This is a genomic window from Methylomonas fluvii (genome assembly GCF_014850975.1).
GTDB classification, from domain to species: Bacteria; Pseudomonadota; Gammaproteobacteria; order Methylococcales; family Methylomonadaceae; genus Methylomonas; species Methylomonas fluvii.
Genome location: NZ_JACXST010000001.1, coordinates 1,570,446 through 1,592,614, shown reverse-complemented (window position 1 = coordinate 1,592,614; position 22,169 = coordinate 1,570,446). Strand labels below are relative to the sequence as shown.

At 51.4% G+C, this 22,169-nt stretch carries 24 protein-coding genes; 3 read left to right on the top strand and 21 right to left on the bottom strand.

The features are described 5' to 3' along the window. Positions 1-88: 88 nt before the first annotated feature. The 15 genes from EBB_RS07625 to nifV form a co-directional block, all read right to left on the bottom strand. Complete coding sequence (locus EBB_RS07625) at positions 89-2,632, bottom strand: TonB-dependent siderophore receptor (RefSeq protein ID WP_225587267.1); 2,544 nt, start codon at positions 2,630-2,632, stop codon at positions 89-91. A 196-nt stretch (positions 2,633-2,828) separates the two neighbouring features. After that, positions 2,829-3,803: a FecR domain-containing protein gene (locus EBB_RS07620; protein ID WP_192393158.1), complete on the bottom strand. Its 975-nt coding sequence runs from the start codon at positions 3,801-3,803 to the stop codon at positions 2,829-2,831. Positions 3,804-3,809: 6 nt separating this feature from the next. Next, complete coding sequence (locus tag EBB_RS07615; protein WP_192393157.1) at positions 3,810-4,313, bottom strand: sigma-70 family RNA polymerase sigma factor; 504 nt, start codon at positions 4,311-4,313, stop codon at positions 3,810-3,812. 867 nt (positions 4,314-5,180) lie between these two features. Beyond that, positions 5,181-5,621, bottom strand: coding sequence for a SoxR reducing system RseC family protein (locus tag EBB_RS07610; protein ID WP_192393156.1), 441 nt, complete (start codon positions 5,619-5,621; stop codon positions 5,181-5,183). A gap of 10 nt (positions 5,622-5,631) precedes the next feature. Continuing rightward, positions 5,632-6,162: a flavodoxin gene (locus EBB_RS07605; protein WP_192393155.1), complete on the bottom strand. Its 531-nt coding sequence runs from the start codon at positions 6,160-6,162 to the stop codon at positions 5,632-5,634. 24 nt (positions 6,163-6,186) lie between these two features. Further along, the gene (grxD, locus tag EBB_RS07600; protein WP_192393154.1) at positions 6,187-6,804 is read right to left on the bottom strand and encodes a Grx4 family monothiol glutaredoxin; all 618 of its coding nucleotides are present in this window, start codon (positions 6,802-6,804) and stop codon (positions 6,187-6,189) included. 74 nt (positions 6,805-6,878) lie between these two features. Beyond that, positions 6,879-8,180 (bottom strand): ATP-dependent Clp protease ATP-binding subunit ClpX, encoded by a 1,302-nt coding sequence (gene clpX, locus EBB_RS07595; protein ID WP_192393153.1) that lies wholly within the window; start codon positions 8,178-8,180, stop codon positions 6,879-6,881. A gap of 1 nt (position 8,181) precedes the next feature. After that, complete coding sequence (gene nifM / locus EBB_RS07590) at positions 8,182-9,033, bottom strand: nitrogen fixation protein NifM (protein WP_192393152.1); 852 nt, start codon at positions 9,031-9,033, stop codon at positions 8,182-8,184. A 1-nt stretch (position 9,034) separates the two neighbouring features. Beyond that, the gene (locus EBB_RS07585; RefSeq protein ID WP_192393151.1) at positions 9,035-9,511 is read right to left on the bottom strand and encodes a nitrogen fixation protein NifZ; all 477 of its coding nucleotides are present in this window, start codon (positions 9,509-9,511) and stop codon (positions 9,035-9,037) included. Continuing rightward, positions 9,508-9,822 (bottom strand): nitrogenase-stabilizing/protective protein NifW, encoded by a 315-nt coding sequence (gene nifW / locus EBB_RS07580; RefSeq protein WP_192393150.1) that lies wholly within the window; start codon positions 9,820-9,822, stop codon positions 9,508-9,510. Before nifW ends, EBB_RS07585 begins: the two co-directional genes overlap by 4 nt. 5 nt (positions 9,823-9,827) lie before the next feature. Next, positions 9,828-9,950 carry a hypothetical protein gene (locus EBB_RS26425; protein ID WP_256438917.1) on the bottom strand — a complete coding sequence of 41 codons (123 nt, stop codon included), beginning with the start codon at positions 9,948-9,950 and terminating at the stop codon, positions 9,828-9,830. A gap of 74 nt (positions 9,951-10,024) precedes the next feature. Then, complete coding sequence (locus EBB_RS07575; RefSeq protein WP_306789992.1) at positions 10,025-10,564, bottom strand: hypothetical protein; 540 nt, start codon at positions 10,562-10,564, stop codon at positions 10,025-10,027. Then, entirely contained in the window at positions 10,564-11,337 is a 774-nt protein-coding gene (gene cysE / locus EBB_RS07570; protein WP_371741549.1) for a serine O-acetyltransferase, read from the bottom strand. Before cysE ends, EBB_RS07575 begins: the two co-directional genes overlap by 1 nt. Then, positions 11,337-11,504: a hypothetical protein gene (locus tag EBB_RS07565; RefSeq protein WP_192393148.1), complete on the bottom strand. Its 168-nt coding sequence runs from the start codon at positions 11,502-11,504 to the stop codon at positions 11,337-11,339. Before EBB_RS07565 ends, cysE begins: the two co-directional genes overlap by 1 nt. 11 nt (positions 11,505-11,515) lie before the next feature. Then, on the bottom strand, positions 11,516-12,640 hold the full coding sequence (gene nifV / locus EBB_RS07560; RefSeq protein ID WP_192393147.1) for a homocitrate synthase: 1,125 nt from the start codon (positions 12,638-12,640) through the stop codon (positions 11,516-11,518). Positions 12,641-13,103: 463 nt separating this feature from the next. Between nifV and EBB_RS07555 the strand changes: the two genes are divergently transcribed. Both EBB_RS07555 and EBB_RS07550 read left to right on the top strand, forming a co-directional pair. Continuing rightward, entirely contained in the window at positions 13,104-14,081 is a 978-nt protein-coding gene (locus EBB_RS07555) for an SGNH/GDSL hydrolase family protein (RefSeq protein WP_192393146.1), read from the top strand. 433 nt (positions 14,082-14,514) lie between these two features. Further along, positions 14,515-15,141, top strand: coding sequence for a hypothetical protein (locus tag EBB_RS07550; protein WP_192393145.1), 627 nt, complete (start codon positions 14,515-14,517; stop codon positions 15,139-15,141). A gap of 187 nt (positions 15,142-15,328) precedes the next feature. On the opposite strand, the gene EBB_RS07545 is transcribed toward EBB_RS07550, so the two are convergent. The 4 genes from EBB_RS07545 to EBB_RS07530 all read right to left on the bottom strand — a co-directional run bounded on the left by EBB_RS07545 (position 15,329) and on the right by EBB_RS07530 (position 18,210). Beyond that, complete coding sequence (locus EBB_RS07545; protein WP_192393144.1) at positions 15,329-15,589, bottom strand: hypothetical protein; 261 nt, start codon at positions 15,587-15,589, stop codon at positions 15,329-15,331. A 127-nt stretch (positions 15,590-15,716) separates the two neighbouring features. Further along, complete coding sequence (gene nifS, locus EBB_RS07540) at positions 15,717-16,931, bottom strand: cysteine desulfurase NifS (RefSeq protein WP_192393143.1); 1,215 nt, start codon at positions 16,929-16,931, stop codon at positions 15,717-15,719. Beyond that, positions 16,924-17,835 (bottom strand): Fe-S cluster assembly protein NifU, encoded by a 912-nt coding sequence (gene nifU, locus EBB_RS07535; protein WP_020483356.1) that lies wholly within the window; start codon positions 17,833-17,835, stop codon positions 16,924-16,926. The genes nifS and nifU overlap by 8 nt, the downstream gene beginning before the upstream one ends. An 18-nt stretch (positions 17,836-17,853) precedes the next feature. Next, positions 17,854-18,210: a HesB/IscA family protein gene (locus tag EBB_RS07530; RefSeq protein ID WP_192393142.1), complete on the bottom strand. Its 357-nt coding sequence runs from the start codon at positions 18,208-18,210 to the stop codon at positions 17,854-17,856. 196 nt (positions 18,211-18,406) lie between these two features. Here EBB_RS07530 and EBB_RS07525 point away from each other — a divergent pair, with 196 nt between their 5' ends. Beyond that, positions 18,407-18,676, top strand: coding sequence for a nitrogen fixation protein NifZ (locus tag EBB_RS07525; protein ID WP_192393141.1), 270 nt, complete (start codon positions 18,407-18,409; stop codon positions 18,674-18,676). Positions 18,677-18,729: 53 nt separating this feature from the next. Here EBB_RS07525 and EBB_RS07520 read toward each other — a convergent pair whose 3' ends face one another. Further along, on the bottom strand, positions 18,730-20,811 hold the full coding sequence (locus tag EBB_RS07520) for a TonB-dependent receptor (RefSeq protein ID WP_192393140.1): 2,082 nt from the start codon (positions 20,809-20,811) through the stop codon (positions 18,730-18,732). A 113-nt stretch (positions 20,812-20,924) separates the two neighbouring features. After that, complete coding sequence (locus EBB_RS07515; protein ID WP_192393139.1) at positions 20,925-22,163, bottom strand: PepSY-associated TM helix domain-containing protein; 1,239 nt, start codon at positions 22,161-22,163, stop codon at positions 20,925-20,927. Positions 22,164-22,169 lie beyond the last annotated feature (6 nt).

Below are 22,169 nucleotides of genomic sequence, written 5' to 3'. Positions count from 1 at the left end.
CTAAGCAGCTCAGTGCACGGGTTATCGCTGTTAGCTAACCCGTGCTACTGAACAACATTAGGGAAACCATAAAGCCTAATGTGGCCGATTAAAATTCCAAGCGTATGGAACCGATGGCCGTCAAAGGTGCACCCGGATAAATGCCGACGCGCGGTGGTGCATTTTGAAAAGGATCGGTCGACTCGTAATAAGTTTTATCCAACAGGTTGCGGATATTTAACTGCGCTGTAAGACGTGTATCCTTGAAATCGTGACGATACGCGGCAAACGCATCTAACCGGGCGTAACCGGGCAAAGCAAAAGTATTAGCGTCGTCGCCTTGTCTTTGTCCTGAGGCAAACATCCCGAGTCCGGCACTCCAACCTTTTAACTGCTCATAATTTTGAATCTCGTACTTTAACCACATGCTTCCGGAATGCTCGGGCACGTTATTCATTTTATTCCCCTGAAGACCGGAATAGTCTTTGGTAATACGTGCATCGGTATACGCATAGTTTCCGATCAAGCTAAGACCATCAGTAATTTGGCCTATCATATCCAATTCGATGCCTTGGCTGCGTGCTTGGCCGATCGCCGCTCTGGCAGAAGGATCAGGACTATTTAGGTCGCGGGTCATTATATTTTCCTTGGCTAAATGATAGTAAGCCAAGGTAGTCGTCAAACGCCGGTCGAATAATTCAGTTTTTAAACCCGCTTCGTACTGCTCGCCAATCTCTGGGGCGATTGTCGACCCGGTAGCTGTAACTCCGTTATTGGCCCCAAAAGACGTCGTCCAGTTACCGTAAATGCTCATCCATGATACGGGTTGATATAAAACGCCCACCCGTGGGCTGAAGCCTTCATCATTTCGCTCAGGTAATACGGCTTCCGCAGCGCTAAACGTAGCATCTCTACCCCGACCGGTTGTCGCCCAATCGTAGCGACCGCCGCCAATCAAATGAACGGAATCCCAAAGGGTTATATGGTCCTGAAAGTACACACCATACCATTCATCCCTCATATACGAATGATTAAGCCCGGCAGGAAATGGCGTTGCTAAAGCGGTGTCATAGAACGAAGGATCAATGCCATATACCGGGTTGTATATGTCAATACCCAAGCCATTGATCGGATTCACAAAATTACCTCGAGTTAAATAACTGCCCGTCGATCTTAAATAATCGAAGCCGACTAGAGGTTGATGTTGAGTGCCCAAGAAATTAATATTTCCAGTTAAATCCAAATTGGTCGTGTACGTTTGAGATTTCACTGTTTGGGAAAATATATTGCGTAGATAAGTGCGATTCCCTTGGCTTGGATTCAAGAATTGCTGCACGGTGAAAGCATTAGCCGGTTTGACGGAAATATCAGAACTCTGGTTATGGGTAGCTAAAAAACGATGATGTAATGACCAATCATCGTTAAAGGCGTGGGTTAAATTGAATCCCAAATTGATATTCGATAACGTATCTACCGGGTCGTTTGGATCAATATATGAACGTTCGACAGGAACTGGTGCAGGCCTGTCTCCTATCGCAAACAAGCCGCGATCAACTTGAAAATCCTGATCCAAGCCTTCGACATCCAAAGACATTTCAGTTGCATCGCTGGGCCGCCAAGTGAGAGAGGAGTAGGCAGAGACACGATCATTAAAATTGAAGTCCCTGAATGAATTATTATTTTGATTGCTACCGGAAAAGCGATAAGTTAATGACTGGTCGTCGGTAAGAGAGCCGGTTGCATCCCATTCGGTGCGGTAAAAGTCATAGGAACCGAAACGTTGTTCCACCGAATAACGTGATGATTTTTCCCCACGTTTGGTATTCACGTTGATAAGGCCACCCGGTTCTATCCGGCCAAATAGCATGGCCGCAGGCCCTTTAAGTACTTCAACGTTTTGCAGATTAGCGGTGTCGAGCTCAGTAGCGCCTCCTATCGAAATGCCGTTAGCAACAAGACCGTTTCGAAACACTCTCTGATTGCGAAATCCCCGAATAATAAAGCCAGTTCCATAACCCAGCGTTGTGTTGGAACGCACACCGCTGACATTCTCAAGCGCGTCTTTTACTCTAGTAGTTTGTTGATCCTGCATCACTGCTCGGGGCACCACCTGAATGGACATCGGCGTCTCCATAATCGGGGTGTCGGTTTTAGTGGCAGTCGAAGATTCAGTCCGGTTGTAAGCCGTATTGTAAGGATCGTTCACATCTACTACCTGCCCAACAACCTTCACCGCCGGCAAAGCCGAAGCCGCGTCACTTCCCGTTTCCGCAACCCTGATCGCTACCGCATTGTCGCTCGTGATGGTATAGGTCAAACCCGTTCCCGCGAGGAGCTTTCGAAAGCCTTCTTCGACGGTGTATTCGCCATCCAAGCCCTTGCTGGTTTTGCCGTCGGTCAATGTCGATTCCCCGGTAAACAGGATGCCGGCATCACGCGCAAACTGGCTAAGGGCATGTCCCAAGGAGCCGCCGCTGATGTGGTAGCTCTTCCTGTTGGTAGTTTCTTCTCCATGGGCTGCGACTGAAGCGGTCAGCGCTGAAGCCAATAGAATTCCCTGTATGGCTTGGCTCAATCGGGATGGCTGAGAACCCGGATTGCAGCGGCGGTGTGTGTTTGACATCGGTTTTTTCTCCATGTGTGGTGTTTTCATTAGCTAATACAAACGAGGAGGAAAAAACCGGAACTGCAAATTGTAGAAAATTTAATAAATTTTTTAACTAATTGTTTTTAAAAAAGAATATTTTTGGGTAAATCAGACTCTGTGGCTGATTAGAATGCGAATGCAAGCATTTCAAAACGCACAAACTCAACAATAGTCACTGGTCTGCGACTGACAAAAAGCTCGATTAACGCGGCAGGACTTTAACCCAGAACGGTAACGGGTGTGAGAGTTTGACGGGCAGGTTGGCCTCAAGAAACGCAAGAATTTTGTCGGTATCTTTCAGTGGATAGGAGCCGATGATCCGTAAATCAGCTATCTCGGGAGCGCAGGTGATATAGCTTGGCCGGTAACGGCTTAGTTGCAGCAAGAACTCGCTAAGTGGCAAGTCATCGGCAACAATAAAGCCTTGCGTCCAAGCCGGTCTATCCTGGTTGTGTTGGTAGATCGACTCAATGTGGTTAGCCGCAAACTGAGCTTGTTGGCCGGCGCGCAGGGTTTGTTTGGCGGAAGTTGTGTCGGTTGGCTGAATTTCTACAGCATCTTGAAACACAGTCACCTGTGTACGGTTTTCTTGTTGGCTCACACTAAAGCGAGTTCCAAGTGCTAGAACCCGGCCTTCCGGCGTATCCACGACAAACGGCCGTTTCCAGCCAACGGTATCAGGCGCTGTTTCGATGTAAATTTCCCCTTTAACCAGTTGCAGCCGGCGGAAATTAACCGAGAAGTCGACGTTAAGCGCGCTGCCGCTATCCAGAACCACGGTGGAACCATCGGTTAGGGTGATGATTTTGCTTTCGCCGAGTGCTGTATGTTGATCGGCCAACCATTCCTGCCAGTAGCGGCCGCGAGAAATCTGCCAACCCGACATGCCTGCGAGGCCAAACATGGCCATGCTCAACAGCATGCGTCTTCGATTGAGATTGGGGGCATTTAATGCTGCGGTTGTTGCGAAAGCGGCTTGCGGCGGGAGTGATTTGAGTTTGCCGGAATAAAACTCGACTCTGGCCCAAGCCATTTGATGGTCCGGGTGCAACGCTAACCAAGCTTGCCACTGGGCGGTTTCCTCTGGGCGAACGCTGCCAGAACTTAGGACCATAAACCATTCAGCAGCCTCGGCCACGACGCGAGGATGAATTTTTTGCCGATCTCCGGAAGGCATGTGCTGTTAGAACTCCACGCTCAGACACAACACCATGGCTTGTACCATGTACTTTCTGACCATGCGGTCACTGACGCCCAGTTTTTCGGCAATTTCAACATAGGTAAGCCCATCGATCTGAGACATAAAAAATGCTTTACGTGCTTTTTCAGGTAGTCGATTAAGCAATTCATCAATTTCTTGCAGGGTTTCCAGAATAATGGCATTTTCTTCCATTGACAACGAAGTGGCTTCAGGAAGCGCCGAGAGGCGTTCCAGGTACACTTGTTCAATGGTGGCTCGACGCCAGTGGTTTATCAGTAAGTTTTTTGCGATGGTGGCGAGATAGGGTCTGGGTTCGTTTAGATCCGGTGTGCGACCCGATGCCATTACCCGCACAAATGTGTCCTGCGCATGATCTTCGGCTTGCAAGCGACATTGCACGCGCTTGTCCAGCCAGCTTAGTAGCCAAGAATGATGCTCTCGATAAAGTTGGGACAAGGCTTCATTAGTCAGCAATTCCGTTGCCATTAATAACTCCTATTCATCATTGAAAGATCTACTTTTAAAGCTCCATGCAGACTTTTGATCATAGTTGTGGTTGCCTCACTTCATCCTAAAGATTGCTGATTTTGTGTTCTCTGGGGGGGTTAAGTTTTTAGCAAATAACCGTTAAAATGAGCAATAAATATTCCAATTTAAGTGGGTCGGTATTTGTTCAAAGCGCCTCATTGAAACAAAGCATTTATTTACAATTAGTTAGGTAATAGTAGATGTGATATTTTCTGGTAAAACATCAACGTGAATTGGATCGATGAGGCAAAGTCACAAAAGAAAAATGCGTTAAATGCCCTATTTTTTATGAAAAATTAAGTGAAATACCTTGCTGTCAATCGCAAACAGAGTTTGTTGCCTGGAAGGATAACACCCGCCTTGGTCGAAGATTTCGCTATAAGAACGTGCCGTCTGAACGGTTTAGTCCGATCGATACTTTGTCGCCACTCGAAGGCCGACAAACCCTAAGAAAAATGAATGTCCGCTTTACGAATTCACTTTAAAGAAACTGGAAAATCTGAATGTCGCCTAAGGGTCGTCTGGCGACCGTCTTCTCTTCAGACACATCGCCGGAAAGCAGTCAATGAAATTCCGATTCCCGGAATCGGCCAGCAAGTAGCCTCGATGGAATCGAGGTTTCGCAGGCCAACACCCTTCAATTGCCGGTCTTAACTTGATGACAGGCAAAGCCAACGCCGATTCCGCTAGCGCTGCATCAAGGCTACAAAGGCCCAATTCCATTGCGGCTAATGACTAGACGTGCAGTCGTCCACCGTTGGCGGATAACATGGCACTCAACATCTTGCTGATCTTGTATCGGCATGCGCATCAACACGCGAAAACTCAATCATTACCGAGTTTCTTGACGATTTGCGGCTTAAAACAAAGATGGAGCAGTAGCAGATTTTGACAGCGGTTTATCAACCAAAAGCCGGCCAGCAATGTGCTTAACGCCACTTCGGGTAAGTAACCACTATTAAACGGTTCGGGTAGCCAGGCTTCGGCCATGCCCACCCCAAGCAGCATGAAAATCAACGGCACCAGATAGAGTAATAGCGACGTGAGCAACAGTTGGCTGTCGTCTATCTCCACCATCACATGATCGCCGGCTTGCAGGTTTATGTCGCAATCGACTGGAAACTCGCGTTTAGGGAGCACTTTTGCCAGCGTAGCGGTGCCGCAGGACGGTTGTTGCAAACAGCCGCTGCAGGCATTACTTTGCAGACTTTTGATCCAGGTGCGGCCATCGCTAACGCGGGTAACGACAGCCGCTTCTTCGATCATGGCTAGCCTATCAAGCCCAGGCGGAGGAAATAGAATCCAGCCAAGCGCTGAGCCTACCTTCGCTCAGCTCTTTCTGGTTATCCTCATCCAATGCCAAACCGACAAATTGGTCGCCCAGCAAGGCTTTGGACTTTTTAAAAGTGTAACCTTCGCTGCTGGTCATGCCGATGATGGTGGCACCGGCGTCGGCAAAGGCGTCATATAAAAAGCCCAAGGCATCGACGAAATTGCCGGGATAGCCTTCCTGGTCACCTAGACCGTAGATCGCGACGGTTTTGCCGGAGAAATCGGCACCCGCCAACGTGGGCAGAAATTCTTCCCAGCTCTCGTTGTCGTGTCCGGCGCTCATGCCCGGCAGTTCTCCTTCGCCGTAAGTGGGCGAACCGACAATCAAGACGTCGTAAGCCAACAAATCGTCCACGGAGGCTTTGTTGATATTGACCGGTTTGTCGGCCGCATCACCCAATTTCGTCGCAATGGTCTTGGCGACTTTACGCGTGTTGCCGGTATCGGTACCAAAAAAAATGCCTACTTTTGCCATAGTATTGTCTCCTTGTTAACTAGATCAGATTTGAATTTGTAGCAAGCCCGGATTTGCCGCCGGTTGTTGGGCGGCCCAGGCTTCGGGCGTATGGGTCTTTAGCGTGACGGCATGCAAACGGCCGGACGCCAACGGCGCGCTCAATGTAGCCATGACGCCTTGATGTTGTTTGATCATGGGTTGATCGGCGAACAATTCGCTGACCACGGTGATGTTTAAATCGCAACCGGCACCCTCGATGCCGATAGTGGCCCCCGGATAGGCCGCCAGAATCAAGGCTTCCACTTCGGAATGGGTAATGGTTTGACTGGCGTCCGCGCTCTCGGCGGGCTGAACGGTCGCTTGCAATAGTGGTAACAGGGTGCCGTCCTTGTACATGGATTCGACGATGTCGGCACCGCCGATCAGTTCACCGTTAATGAACACTTGCGGGAAGGTAGGCCATTTGGAAATGGACGGCAGCTTTTCGCGGATGAACGGCGATTGTAAGACGTTGACATAAGCGTAAGGGATCTTGGTTTCGTTCAAGATGCCGACAGTCTTCGCGGAAAAACCGCATTCCGGAGCGCTTGGTACGCCTTTCATGTAAATAATCACCGGATTTTCGGCAAGTTGTTGCAAGATTTTTTCTTTAACGCTCATAGTAGGTTTCTCGATTAACTAAAACTTTTCAATGCCAGGGCTGGGCTGCGGCTTGCGCAGCCCAGCCGCCAAACTCACTCCCCACCCGATAACCGTTTCAAACCGTCACCGTCTGTGGGTTTGTCGCGCGGCACCACTTCAATTTCCGCTTCGCCGCGTATCACCTCGGCATTCACGATGCAGCGCTCGACGTCCGGCCTGGAGGGTAAATCGAACATGGTGCGGCGCAGTACGTGCTCCATGATGCCGCGTAGGCCTCGGGCACCGGTGTTGCGGGCAATGGCTTTTTCGGCGATTTCCACCAAGGCATCCTGAGTGAACTCCAACTCGACATCATCGAAGGCAAACAGATGTTGGTATTGTTTGACCAAAGCGTTTTTCGGTTCGGTCAAGACTTGGATCAAGGCATCCACATCCAACGGCTCTAACGGCGCCAACACGGGGAAACGGCCGATAAATTCCGGGATCAAGCCGAAGCGTTTCAAGTCGTCCGGCTGCGTGGCATTCAACATCGCTTCCAGCGTCGGTTTGTCGTCCGGGTTGCTGACTTCGGCATGAAAACCGATAGCGGTTTTCGGCGGCAACAAACGTTTTTCCACGTGCTTTTCCAAGCCCGGAAACGCGCCGCCGGCAATAAACAAAATATTGCTGGTATCGATCATCACCGAGTCGTTGCCGCTGTGATCCTTGCGCCGGCCCTTGGCAGAAACTTTAACTTGAGAGCCTTCCACCAGCCTTAGCAAGGCTTGCTGCACGCCCTCGCCGGACACGTCGCGAGTACCGAAAGCTTGTTCCGGGCTGCGGGCAATCTTGTCCACTTCATCGATATACACCATGCCCCATTCGGCTCTGCTGATCTGGCCGTCGGCTACATCCAGCAAGCGCACCAGGATATTTTCCACGTCGTCACCGACGTAACCGGCCTGGGTCAAGGTCGTCGCATCAGCAACGGCAAACGGTACGCCGACGATTTTTGCCAGCGTGCTAGCCAGCAAGGTTTTGCCGGTGCCAGAGGGGCCTATCATCAATATATTGGATTTACCGATTTCCACACTATCATCGGACTCGCCCAAACCGCCGGTTTTACGACTAACGTTTTTCAAGCGTTTATAGTGGTTATACACCGCTACCGACAAGATTTCCTTAGCCAAGTCCTGGCCGATCACATACTGATCGAGCATGGCTTTCATTTCCGCCGGCTTGGGCAAGGGGCCTTGCATATCGGCTAATTCTTTTTTCTTGCCCCAGCTGGATACCACCTGGCTGGCCAACATCACGCAAGCTTCGCAGATGTAGCCTTCCGTGCCGGCAATCATCGGCACGGCCGCCGATGCTTCGATACCGCAAAACGAACAATGTTTGGGTTCTTTTACCATGTTAGGCACTCCTGTTGACTGCGGGCAGACTGGCCAGCCAAGTGCGCTGGCAATTTCTGCGGTAACGATCCTGCATGATCTGCTGAATCTTCGGGGTCGCTTTTTTCAAGGACATGGTTTCGGCGTGAATGATCTTCATGCATTGAATCACATGGAAGCCCATCTCAGTTTCTACCACATCGCTGATGGCGTCTTCTTTCAAACTAAACAATACCGCATCCAGTTCCGGAAACAAGGTGCCTTTGGCGACCGTACCCACTTCGCCGCCCTGTACCGCCGTTGGGCATTCCGAATATTTCAGCGCCAGATCGGTAAATTTATGCGGCTTGCGTTTCAAGGTGCCAAGAACCTCGTTAATCCGCCGCCAAGCTGCCTCGCGGGTATTGTCCGGGTAATCCGGATTGATACTGATCAAGATATGTCTGGCCTGGCGCGTTTCGGGTTTATGAAATTTTTCCGGGTGCGAGTGGTAGAAAATCCCAATTTCCACCTCGTTGACCTTAGGGGCACGGGCCGCCACTCTATCCATCACCGCATCCACTTTGCACTGCCGATACAAGGCGGCTTTGAGTTTATCAATATCTAAATCGTTGGCGCTCAACGCTGCTAAAAATGCCTCTTCGTCTTCAAAGCGGCCGCGTACTTCCTTGAAGGCCCTATCCAATTCCGTGTCGGAAATCACCACACCGGTCGCTTCAGACGAACTCAATACCCGGCCTTCGATCTCGTATTCATTTTTAGCCTGCACTTCCACCTGGCGCAATTGCAGTTGCTCCAATTCGGCCGGTGCCTTCTGGAATAGGCTCAAAGCTGCCCGTAACAGGGTATAAGGCTCTATCGAAGTCTGACTCACGTTATGCCTCCGGTTCTTTAAAGGTGGATGGGTCTGCCGGCTCCAATACGCTTTCCGGCACTTGCATGGTTTTACCCGGGAATCGCACGTGGTAGAGCACGGGATTGCTGTCCCGCAGCACTTTCAAGATTTCGCCTTGGGTACCGGCAGGGTAGCTACCCTCTTGGGTGGGGATGTCTATCGTACACACCACCTGGTCGCGGAACTCGAAACGGCTTGGATTCCAAGGCGCATCGGCAGAGATCAATTCTTCGGCCCGGCACCCGACCATGCGCCCGGCATCCAGAAAATGCACGGTGTAAATCACTTGGTCTTGCAGGAAGGTGCCGACTTCGATGACATTGCCGACACTGCCTCGGCGCAGCAAAAAGTCGCCGACATCCATGCCCGGATAGGTGCCATCGTTGCGAACGTTACGCGTCAGCCTGACCCGTTCGCCGAATTCGAAGCGCTCTTCGTCGTAACGTTCTTCTATCATGTTTTTATGTCACCCAGCGAAACAAACACGGTTTGCGGTTCCATCATCTTAAAGACCTTAAATACTTTTTCGGTCTGCGCATCGGAGTCCACGAAGTCGCTGTAAGCGCGATGCAACAGCTTTTTGTAGACTTCCCGTTGCGCATCTTCATCTTCCGGCATGCTATCGCCGGCCTGACTCAGATAATTGTGGAAGCGCTGCAGGATATGTAGCCGGTTGACGTGGACGACGGTCGTATCGTATTCCAGCTCGAAATACCGCAGAAAGTCTTCCGCGGCTTCCAGCTCTTCCATATCTTCTTCTAAACTCATCGTCATTACCTCATCATCAGGTGATCAAGATTGGCAGGTTGTTCTCCCAATGCGTACACCACTAATAAAACCACCAGCATCACAGCTGTTTGGGCCAAAAATGGATCGGATTTTTGTTTCTTCATCATGGCGATCACCTTTAGGTTAATAGCGCGGAACAACAAACATCACTTATCGTGGGCATCCAGTTGTTGGGCGATGCCTACCCGAAAGCTTGCGGCATGCGAAAAATACCTTCCGCCGCCTCTTGCCGGCGCACAACCAGCTCCAAAAGCCCCTGCGCGCCTATCCTGTCCTTATCATCCAGGGACACCAACTTTTCGAAAATCGCCTTGCTCAGTTCCAGGTTTTCCAAGCGCATGTTCAAAAAGCCGATAGATTTCAACGTGAACAAATACAGTCTGATTCGCGTCAGCGCATCTTTCGGCGCTTCGCTGATATGCGTTCTTTCCAGCTGCCGCCAATCTTCCGGAAAATCGATACCGGGCCGGATCAGGCTCAAGGCCCTTTCGGAGATCAATAACGCCTCCGGTAAACGATGCTGGTAGTAATAGAATCGATTCAGCGACACCAGTACATTCAAGGATTCCGGCGCTCGCAAATACGCTTGTAATAGCGGCAGTTCCGCTTCGCCGCTGGCATACAACTCCGAGGCATACTGGATTAAATCCTCCACTTCCTGGCTATCGGCTTTCTCGTAATACAGGTCCTTGGCATCAAATTGCAATAGATCCATTTCCATTACTTGCCACCCGCTGCTTGCTTCAGTACCACCACGTCTTCGCCGTGGCAGACGCCTTCCGCTTCGCAGCTGCCGCAGGTTTCTTCCGCGACCACAAAGCGTTTTTGATTACTTTCCAACTCGTCCAGACGCTCCACCAAACAGCTCAGCGCTTTGCCCACCGGGTCCGGCACTAAATGGTGGTCCAGATCAATACCGCGTGGATCCTGAATTTTTATGCCTTTCTGCTGGATAATCCGGCCGGGAATACCGATGACGGTGCAGCAGGGCGGCACATCTTTGATCACCACGGAATTGGCACCGACTCGCACGTTATCGCCCAGATTGATCGCGCCGAGGATCTTGGCACCGGCACCGATCAACACGTTATTGCCCAGCGTCGGATGGCGTTTTTCCTTGTTCCAGGTGGTACCGCCCAGCGTCACGCCGTGGTACATCGTCACGTCGTTACCGATCTCGGCGGTTTCGCCGATCACCACGCCTGCACCGTGATCGATAAAAAAGCGTTTGCCTATCGTCGCGCCCGGATGAATATCAACATTAGTCAGCCAGCGGGCAAAAGCCGCCAGTAAGCGCGCGGTCAATTTCCAATCGGCGTGCCATAAGCGGTTGGTAACCCGATGCAGCAGCACCGCATGCACCCCCGGATAAGCCAGTAACACTTCCGGTAAGCCGCGCGCTGCCGGATCCCGGGCAAACACACAGGCCACATCGTCGCGCCAGTCTTGCCAGAGTCCGGCTGCAACGCTGGGACGCGACGGCGAGAAGAACATCATTTTGCCAAGCTCCAGGTGGTTTTACCGGGCATGGGCACGCCGGGCACCCGGAAAAAAGAACCAGGGTAACGGTCATCTGGCAGTTCGTGCTGCGCCACAGTTTGCTGCGGTACGTCCACTTTGGCGGTGCTGGGCACGGCTGGTTTTTGACGATTGCTACTCATCTGACACCTCGCTATAGGCTGTGTAAAAATTGATTCAAATCGGTCGATTGCGGTGCGCGTTTGTGCAAACTGACAAACTCGCGAATCAGCGGCAGCAGGCGGCCAGCCTGCCAGCGGTTGATCTGGATGCCCAGTTGTTTGTAGGCGTGCACCACACCTTGACTGCCGGAATGCTTACCCAGTACCAGTTGGTGGCTACGGCCGACCAAGGCAGGGTCGACACCTTGATAATTGTTAGGATCTTTCAGCAAACCGTCGACGTGAATGCCAGCTTCGTGGCTGAACACATCGCGGCCTATCAAACTTTTGCGGCTGCCTATCGTGTCGCCGGAAGCCGTCGCCACTTGACGGGACAAAGCGGGGAAGTTGCGCAAGTCCACTCCGGTTTCGAATCCGTACAGCTGCTTCAAGCCCACCACCACTTCTTCCAAAGCGGCGTTGCCAGCCCGTTCGCCTAAACCGTTGACGGTGGTATTGACGTGAGTCGCGCCAGCAAATGCTGCAGCCAGTGTGTTGGCAGTGGCCAAGCCCAGATCATCATGGGCGTGCATTTCTATGTCCATATCGGTGACGGCGCGCAGCTTGCGTATCGCTTCGAATACGCCGAACGGCTCCATGATGCCGACCGTATCGGCAAAGCGAATCCGGCACGCCCCGGCGGCTTGTGCGGCTTCCGCCATTTGCGTCAGAAAGTCGCTGTCGGCGCGGGAAGCATCCTCGGCGCCTACGCATACCCGCATACCGGCATCGACCGCAGTTTTCACACAACGCTCGATGGTAGCCAACACCCAGGCCCGGCTTTGTTTGAGTTTGTGCTGAATGTGTTGGTCGGAGGCGGAAATGGACAAATCGATACTGGTAACGCCCAAACCCAGAGAATGCTGCAAATCGTCATCGCGCATCCTGGACCACACCAATAAATTACTGGGCAGTTTTAACGCAGCAATGGCTTTGATTTCGTCCCGTTCCTGTGCGCCCATGGCCGGGATGCCAATCTCCAACTCCGGCACACCCAGCGCGGACAACTGCTCAGCAATCGCCAACTTTTCCGCCAGCGAAAACACTACCCCGGCCGATTGTTCGCCGTCGCGGAGCGTGGTGTCGTCGATAATGATGGTGCGGGAGTTGCTTTTCATGGTTAAACCTTGAGTCGCAAAATTAAATGTTTGAAAACCGGAGCGTGAATAACGCCTTCGATAGGAGTAATGCAAAAGACTTGCCAACTGAAAAAGCTTGAAGAATTATGGCTTGAGCGAAGGTATTGGCAGGATGTCGACAAGACAAGCTCGGAAGAGCAAGACGAATTGTCGCAAACACGACAATTTATCATCGTGACTGCAAACTGGGCTGTGAGCGTATAAAAAATCGGCACCGCCGGCAAACTGTTGGCAGTTGCCGAGAACGGCCCGCCTGAGTTAAGGTGATAGGGTCTAAATTCGGTACCGTTGATTGAGACCGCTCCCGATGTCTCGATCCGCACTAATCCGCCGGCATCCGGATCTTGCCGCCGCATGCTGACAATATGCGCTTCGGCAATGCTGTTGTTTATACACGAACGCGTCCATCTCACCGATTGACAGATAACTACCGGAGACAAACATGACAAAAACGCCCTATTCAATTGCACTATTTTTCGCGTCGCTCCTGGCAAGCAGCCAAGTTGGTGCGACAGCTTTTTCAAATTTATTCGTATTCGGCGACAGCCTCTCCGACAGCGGAGCCAGCGTCTCCTCGGTACTGAGCGCCTTTAACCTGGGCGGAAAATGCGATTCTGACCATCCCTGTCCACCTTATTACCAGGGCCGCATCAGCAACGGCCCGACAGCCGCAGAATATATAGCCAACTCAGTGCTTTCGGGTGGTGCTAATGCCGGCAATTTTTTTAATTTCGCGGTAGCCGGATCGACGACGGGAATAGGCAATGAGGGCGATGGCGGCAGCCAAACCAGCCAAGGCGCATTACTTGCCCCAGGTATGGCGCAACAATTCGGTTTGTTTTCAGCGCAATTCACTGCGGCGGTAACCCTGGATTCGCTGTTTTTTGTCTGGGGTGGGGCCAACGACTTTTTGACGGGTAACTCGGCGACGTCAGCAGCGACAAATATTGCCAACTATGTCGGCGCGCTAATCGGCTACGGCGCACAACATATCGTGGTGCCGAATTTGCCGGACTTGAGCATCACCCCGTTCGCGCAATCTCTGCCGGCAAGCCTGATAGTGGCGGCACAGGATTATTCATTGACATTCAACCAGGAACTAACCAACCGACTCGACGCACTGTCCTTGTTGTCGCCCACTACTCAAATTGTGGAATTCGATGCGTATAATTTTTTTACCGCTGTGGTCCAAAATCCAACCGCTTATGGCTTTACCAATAGCACGGAAGCCTGCGTCAGCTTGCCTGACGTTTGTTCCGATCCGGACAGCCGGGTATTTTGGGACGGTTTCCATCCCACTACCCAAGTGCATGCGCTTTTTGCCGACGCAGTAGTCAGCCAAGTGCCGCTGCCTGGTTCCATCGTATTCTTGGTTAGTGGCCTGATGGGGTTGCTTTTCGCCAAACGCCGTCCGGCTTAAGTCATTGCTCGGTGAGAGCGGCCAGTACCTCGGCTGTTTTCACCTGTTTTGTTTGCCGGCGGCCGTACCGATTCCGACTGGCATTTGCTTGTTTCCGGATTTGCCGGCTGGGCTGGCAGCAGTAAAAAAGGCTGGCCTGGCAGTTGCGGTTGCGCGAAACATCCTCTAATAGACTTGGGTATATCGAACCTGATGTCTGCGCTTGCGCACTGCCGATGTCGGCATTTTTTACATCACTCGATGTTTCAAATGGCCTCATCCTAATACCGCTCAACAATTATTCGCTCAACCTATTGAAATTAATATAAAAAACAAACAGCGTATAAAATGGAACGTATTTTGCTCATAATCTCAAAATCAGGAACAGCGCTTACCGTTCTTGAGTTTCTGTCAATTGATAGGCGTATTTTTACGCCGTTTGAAGGGGTCGCCGATGTTATCCAAAAAGCTTTATCCGTTAATACTGATTACTGCCGCATTCAACGCGCAAGCCGCGACGATTAACTTCGATGCGCTACAGCCGTTCGACAACTACGCCCCGGTTCCAGCAGGTTACGGTTCTACCGCTGACGTGGCGGTATCCTATTCCAGCCTGAACCTCAACGGCACAACGGCTTATAACGATGCTCTATTGTGGAATGCCGGTTACGCTACTTTAAACTCGGCGGCGTTTGCTCATACATCAGGTCTGCTTTTAAGCATTACGCTGACGGCAATCAATCCGAATCAGGGCGTCACCTTGGAAAGCTTCGACGTTGCTGCGTATCCTGGACCGGGAAATTTCACTCGCAATGCCAGCGACTTGAGAGTTGTTGATGGTACCAACCCTGCCAACATCTTTGTCGATTATGCACCTTATGCGGTACCCGGCGACGCACCTCATACTTTCACCCCTGGCGTTACTGCTCATTCGGTCAGAATTATTCTGGGCACCGATTGGAACAACGGTATTAACAATATCAACTTCAATGTTGCCGCTGTGCCTGTGCCCGGTGCGGTATGGCTTTTCGGCAGTGCGTTGGTTGGTTTGGGCCTTACCAGAAAAACCAGGAAGGTTTGAGCAAACTGCTCTGCCAAAATACAGAAAAGGCGGTTGAACAACCGCCTTTTTTGGTTCTGTGATAGGGGCTTAAGCATTGGATGCCCTTCAATGCAATAAATGGCTCAGAACCATCTCAATTTTCTGAAGGCTTGGGGCTAACCAGGTCTTCGCTACCGATTTAACCCCAGTTGCTGGCTTACAGCCTTCAACTTTCCGCTTCACAAACCGCTTTAAATTCTGCTATGCCGGCGGTCAAACGTGAGCGCAGAAAATTCAGTTGTCTTTGCAGTTCATCCTCGGCGTCGCCGACATTCTTGAAAACCTGAACGACTTTTTGATCATTCAGCAAATTCGAATAGTGGACATCAACAAACTCCAGCACTTCCGCGTTGAATTCGGTGATGGAACTCAATGCGGCTTCCATTTTGGACAATACCGCGCGTAAATCAGCAAGCGTTTCAGCCATAACAATCCTCAGTGAAATTTATTGGTGTCAATACCGCATTATGCGGCGTTGACTCAAAACCAAACTGGCCGGATTGCGCCTGGCATGATTGATCACCAGAGCAAACCCGACCAATTGATGCGCTCAATCAAGCATAAGTGGGCTGGAAAGCCTGTTCCGGATCAGCAACCGGTTCGTTGTTGATGCTGTCCCAATACGGCGACAGTTTCCGCAAAGTAGCCACGATGCTGGGCATCACTTTCAGTACTTCGTCGACTTCGCTCATGGTGTTGTAGCGCGAGAAGGAAAAGCGGATGGTGCCGTGCGCGGCGGTGTACGGAATGTCCATGGCCCGCATCACGTGCGAAGGCTCCAGAGAACCCGAGGTACACGCCGAACCGCTGGAAGCCGCGATACCGGCTTTATTCAACAGCATCAAAATCGCTTCGCCCTCGATATACTCGAACGCAATGTCGGTGGTATTGGGCAAGCGGTTGTTTAAATCACCGGTGATAAAGCAGTGCGGCACGGCGGCAACGATGCCTTGCTCCAGACGATCGCGCATCGCTTTGACCTGCACGTTTTCGTATTCCATGTGCTCCATCGCCAGTTCGCAGGCTTTACCCAAACCAACAATGGATGCAGTATTTTCAGTACCGGCTCGGCGGCCGCGCTCTTGATGCCCACCGCGCAATAGTGGACGAAAACGTGTGCCACGCTTTAAGTACAACACACCGATACCTTTCGGTGCGTGCAATTTGTGGCCGGAAATCGACAACATATCGATCTTGGTGTCTTGCAACATCATCGGGATCTTGCCGACTGCCTGCACGGCATCGGTATGAAACATCACGCCCGCGGCGTTGGCCATTTCGGCCATTTCCACCACCGGAAAGATGGTGCCGGTTTCGTTATTCGCCCACATCACCGACACGATTGCCACTTCTTCCGATAACAGGTTTTTGTATGCTTCCAGATTCAAGCGGCCGCATTTGTCCACCGGCATGCGGTGAATGGTGTAGCCTTCTTTCTCCAGGTTTTCGCACAAAGCCAAAATTGCCGGATGTTCCACCGAGGTGGTGATGATTTCCTTACGATTGGGCTGAGCCTTGATCGCCGACAAGATCGCCGTTGAATCGGATTCCGTGCCGCAGGATGTGAAAATAATCTCGGAGTCGTGCTCGGCACCAATCAACTCTTGCACCTGCGAACGGGCCTTTTTAATGGCCTTGGCCACGCCGTCGGCGAAACGATGGATAGACGATGGATTACCAAAGAACTCGGTAAAATACGGGATCATTACATCGACCACCGCGCTGTCCACCTTGGTGGTCGCGTTGTTATCCAGATAAATATCAGGCATGACTGGCCTCCTCTATCGTGACCAGTTTCGGCATTTGCGAGGCCGGCACGACTTTAATGAATTCGCCCATCACTTCCATCAAGCGTTGCTGAATGCCGGCAATGGTCATCGCCGACATTTGGCAACCGTTGCAAGCGCCGGTCATGTTGACGTAAGCGGTTTTATCGACCACTTCCACCAACTCGACGTCACCGCCGTCGGCCATCAATTGCGGCCGGAAGGACATGATCACTTCTTCAATTTTCTTGATGCGTTGCAGATTGGTCAGCGGTCCTTTGGCAACCACAGGCTCGGGTTTGGCAACGGGTGCCGCATTCGGATCGAAAGTCTCGCCGCGCTCTTTCAAGACCTTTTCCAAGATTGCTTCGATGTCTTCGTGGCAGGCCGCGCAACCGCCGCCGGCTTTGGTGTAGTTGGTGACGTCTTCAACGGTGCGCAGTTTGTTAGCCCAAACCATTTCTTCGATCATCACGGCATCAATGGCAAAGCATTTGCAGACCAACGCACCTTCTTCGTGATCGTCTTTCCATTCTTCGCCACGATAGTTAGCGACCGCCGCTTGCAAGGCTTCCCGGCCCATCACCGAGCAGTGCATTTTTTCGGGTGGCAGGCCGTCCAATTCGGCGGCGATGTCCTGATTAGTGACTTTTAAGGCTTCGTCTAAAGTCAGGCCTTTAATGATTTCGGTCAATACCGAAGACGAGGCAATCGCCGAACCGCAGCCGAAGGTTTGGAAACCGGCATCTTCGATCACTTCAGTGTCGTCGTTGACTTTCAATGTCAAACGCAACGCGTCGCCGCAACTGATGGAACCCACTTCGCCAATCGCATTGGCCCCCGCCACCGCGCCGGCATTTTTGGGGTTGAAGAAGTGATCTTTTACTTTATCTGAATAATCCCACATAGCTATTTCCTCGAATGCTTAAGAACAGGTTTTTGGTGAACCGCCGCTCTCGCCGGTGGTAAACGATGATCCGCAGGCACAGCTTTTAACCGCGTTGGGATTGGTAAATTTGAAGCCGGAACCTTCCAGGCTATCAACAAAATCGATGGACATGCCGTCCAAACTGGGCAGGCTCAACGGATCGACAAACACTTTGACGGCGCCACAATCGATGACGGTGTCGTCTTGATTTTCTTTGGCTTCCAACTTCATCCCATAAGACAGACCAGAGCAACCGCCATCGGTCACTTCGATGCGCAGCCCACCGGTCGGCTTGTCGGAACTGCTGATAAAACGACCCACGGCTTGGATGGCGCTTTCGGTTAATGTAATCATCTTTAAGTCTCCTGAACGGGTTTGGCATTGATTTTGTAAACAGATAAAGCAACCAGCATGCCATACGCGAAAATTTCAGCTAAGACGCTGAAATTACTCAAGCAAAGGCAGCAGGCCACCCTTAATCGGCACGCCGTTTCACAACAAACCCGGGGTTTTTGTCGGCTTTACGACAAACCTCTCACAGGAGCACAGCATGAACGTAGAAGATTTGGATTTGGGCGACGTGGTGTACGCCGCGCATACGATTGTTGACGATGGCAGTATGCCGGACAGCGAGGAAGGCGAAGTGCTGGCGCAAGAAGGCGCCCGTGGCGTGATCGTGATGAAAGGCCATGTCGAGGAAGATCCCGGGCTTACGGTCTTTTTAGTCCGCTTCGAAGACCAGGATCTGAATCTGGGCCGGCCAATAGGTTGCTGGACCGAGGATTTGGTGGTTCCAGAAAAAGAGTTGCTTACCCATTAACCCCATTTCGCCCTTATAAAATCGCCCGGCAACCTATTCGCGCCGGTTCAACTTTAAAACTTGGCGCTGATACCGCCGGTGATGGTGGCGCCCGGCGCGATATAGCCGATACCTTCATACTTGTCGTTACCGATATTCATGAAGGTCATCCGGGCGGTAACATCCTTAACCAGGGTCTTGGCCACTCCTAAATCATAGGTTGCATAGCTTTTATACACGGCAGAGCCGCCCGGTGCGCTAGGTAAATTGGTTTCGGTAGAGTATCGGTCGCCGACGTAATTAAAAGCACCGAAAACCGAAAAGCCGTATGGCAGACTAAAATCAGCCCGCAAACTACCTTGATCTTGCGGCACATTGGTAAGCTGCTTGCCGATCAAATTAGGATTCCTGTCGTGCTTGGTGACAATCGAATCGTTCTTGGTATAACTCGCGTACAAAGTCAGGAAATCGCCTAGCTTCCACATCCCTTCAACCTCAACACCCTCAGCCCGAATGGCGCCGATATTAATTTTGTCGGTGGTTCCGACCGTCGCGCCGCTTCGTTGCACTGTGGCGATAAAATCCTCCGCAGTCGTGTTATAGATCGTGGTTTTGATATATCCCTGCCGGCCAAAGTAGTAATCCAAGCCAATATCGCCGGAAACGGCTTTTTCGGGAGTCAAGTACGGGTTACCGTAAGCCACGGTCGTCCCACCTCGCCTGCTATTGCCGTAGAGCTGAGAAACATCCGGGGTGTTAAACGACTGACCTATAGATCCGCGCAGCACTAAATCATCGGTGAGCTTGTACGAAAACCCACCCTTAGGCGAAAACGAGTCCTCCGCATGATTACCCCATTGGCCTTGCCCAGGGAAACTGGTTTTGGTATCTCTGAATTGGCCATCTGTCTGCCACAAATCCCAACGCCCGGCCAAGCTTACGTTCAAGGGTCCATAATTGATTTCGTCTTGCAAAAATATGCCGCTCAGTTGAATGCCGCCCTCAACAAGCTGCTCTCTGCCACGTTCCGCAGGAAACTGGTTAATCATGGTCATTTGACTGTCTGAATGTTGTCCGCCCACCGTCAATTTGTGATGACTACCTAAGTAATGGCTATATTGAGCGCGAATACCGGCTTCCATATCGTCAAAATCGCCGCGATAGGAAATCAGACTGGCGGCCATCGTGCCGGGGCGGGCCACATCCGGACTGGTTGCATTTGCAGCGTTTGCGCTATCGGCATCCATTCGGCCAATACGGCTGTATAAGACTACCGTGGCTTCAGAACTCTCCCCCAAATAGCGATAACGTGCCGACCCCAGGTATTGCTCTCTATCTTGGGCTATATAATCAGGAATTCGATATAAGCCTGTTGCAACGTCGCTCAAATAGGAAAAACTCAGATCCAGCAGATTAGAGGCATCAAATTCGTGCTTAAATTTGGCGCCTACATTGGTTTTACGCGTGCCGGTTTCATCGCGTTGCGATAAGGGAATGGAAGCCACACTCGTATCGGGGCGCCACATGTTATAGCCGTCGCTTTCCAAATAACTGGTCGATACCGAACCGCCGCTGTGCTCGCCGCCGTAAGAGACGATACCTGCTTCACGGATTGTTTCCATACTGCCGTATTCGCTATCCACTTTGCCTTTCACGCCGGGCGTAATCGCTTTAGAAATAACGTTTATTACGCCGCCCATCGCATGGTTGCCGTAAAGAGCCGAACCGGCGCCTCTGACAATTTCCACCCGATCCACGTCAATAGTGCCAAGTTGCGACCAATCCACCTGACTGTCGTAGGACACATTCATAGGCACATCGTCGATCAATACCAAGGTGCGGCCATTGCCCGGTAGACCTCTGGTATACGTCTGGGCAATCCGATTGGGAGACGAGGCATCCATGCGGCTGGCATACACACCCGGCACTCCCTTGAGCAATTGATCGACGGTTGTCGCGTTGGATTTTTCGATACGCTCTCTATCGATCACTGTTACCGTAGCGGATACATCGCGAATACTGCGTTCGGTTTTGGTTGCGGTAATCACCATTTCATCTAGCTCATCTGGCGCTTTTTCCACAGCGGCCAAATTCAAAGGCATGATCAAAGGTAATAGCACAGCAATGTTTTTGGTGGTGGCACGAGTAGATAACATCGATAACCTCAAAGTCCTTTAAAGTTTACGGAAGGGTCGGGATTGAGCACAAAAGCGCCTCAACGGCGCAGGCATGCGCCGGAGTTTGTTAGTTGGTCATCGTGGGAAAAACGTTAGATAGCGGCGGCTTTCAAACTGGCTCGACGGGCACGATTAGCTTTACGCTTTTTCAACCAATGGATCAGGCCGGTGACCATCATCACTAACGGCGCAAAACCCGCTACCAGTACAGCGATACGCCCTGGGGTACCGAGAATCTCGCCGTTATGCAAAGGCAGTTGCAAATTGATAAAAGCGTTGCCGGCGTTGAATTTTTTCGGATCGCGCACCGCCAAAATCGCGCCGTCGTATTGATCCACCCAAAAGCTGGTGGAACCTTTGCTGCGCAGTTCGTCGGACTGCCGAGCAGAGATCATATAACTGCCGCGCTCACCGACAGGTAGGAAAATCCGTTGAATCTGAATCCCTGGATACGTGGCTTGAATATTGGCCTTGACTATCTCCGGTTGAATTACCGTGCCGCCATTTGCTGTTGATTTGATGCCGCGCGGCATTTCTTCGAGAGGTGAGAAAAAATTAACCGCCGGTTTAAAGAACTGCGGGAGATTGAAATATACCCCGGAGAAGGCCACTGCCAACATGACTATAGCCGTATAAATACCGGTGGTTTTATGTAGATCGAAATTAAAGCGCGTGGCGCTGGCGTTACGTTTAATCAGCAAAGCCTGCTTGATTTTGCCAAGTTTCGGCCACCACAAATAGATGCCGGTAACCGTCAATACCAAGGTCAGCAAGGAGGTAATCCCCATAACCAGTTTACCGAAATCACCCGCCAAAAGGCTGAAATGCAGACGTAAAATAAATGTCATCAAGGCGTCGTTTCTATCCCGGTCGCCAAGCACCTGACCGGAGTACGGATTCACCATGACTTCGTGAAAGTGATGATTGTGGCCTTTGTGGCCAGGCATTGCGGCCGCTTGATAACGCACGATGAGCGCTTCACTCGGGTCCTCCGGCATCTGTAGATGGGAGGGTGGCTCTGGAATGGGCGAGACGCGGTTCGCGATTGCCACTAAATCCGCAATGGGTAACCAGCGTTCGCCAACGGCCACGCTCATCATGTCGGCATTGAGCCACTTATCCAAAGTATGCTCGTAAACCAGAAGACTGCCGGTAAGCCCGGCAATCACAATTAACGTACCCAACCACAGGGAAATATATAAATGCAATTTCAGCAGACACTTGCGCAGAGTGATTTTCTTGAAAGCGGTTTTGAAATTGCCAAGAAAGGCCCCCGAAACTAATTTGTCGGACAATTTTTGTTCCGACACAAAAGGATAACTTGTGGACATTGCGAC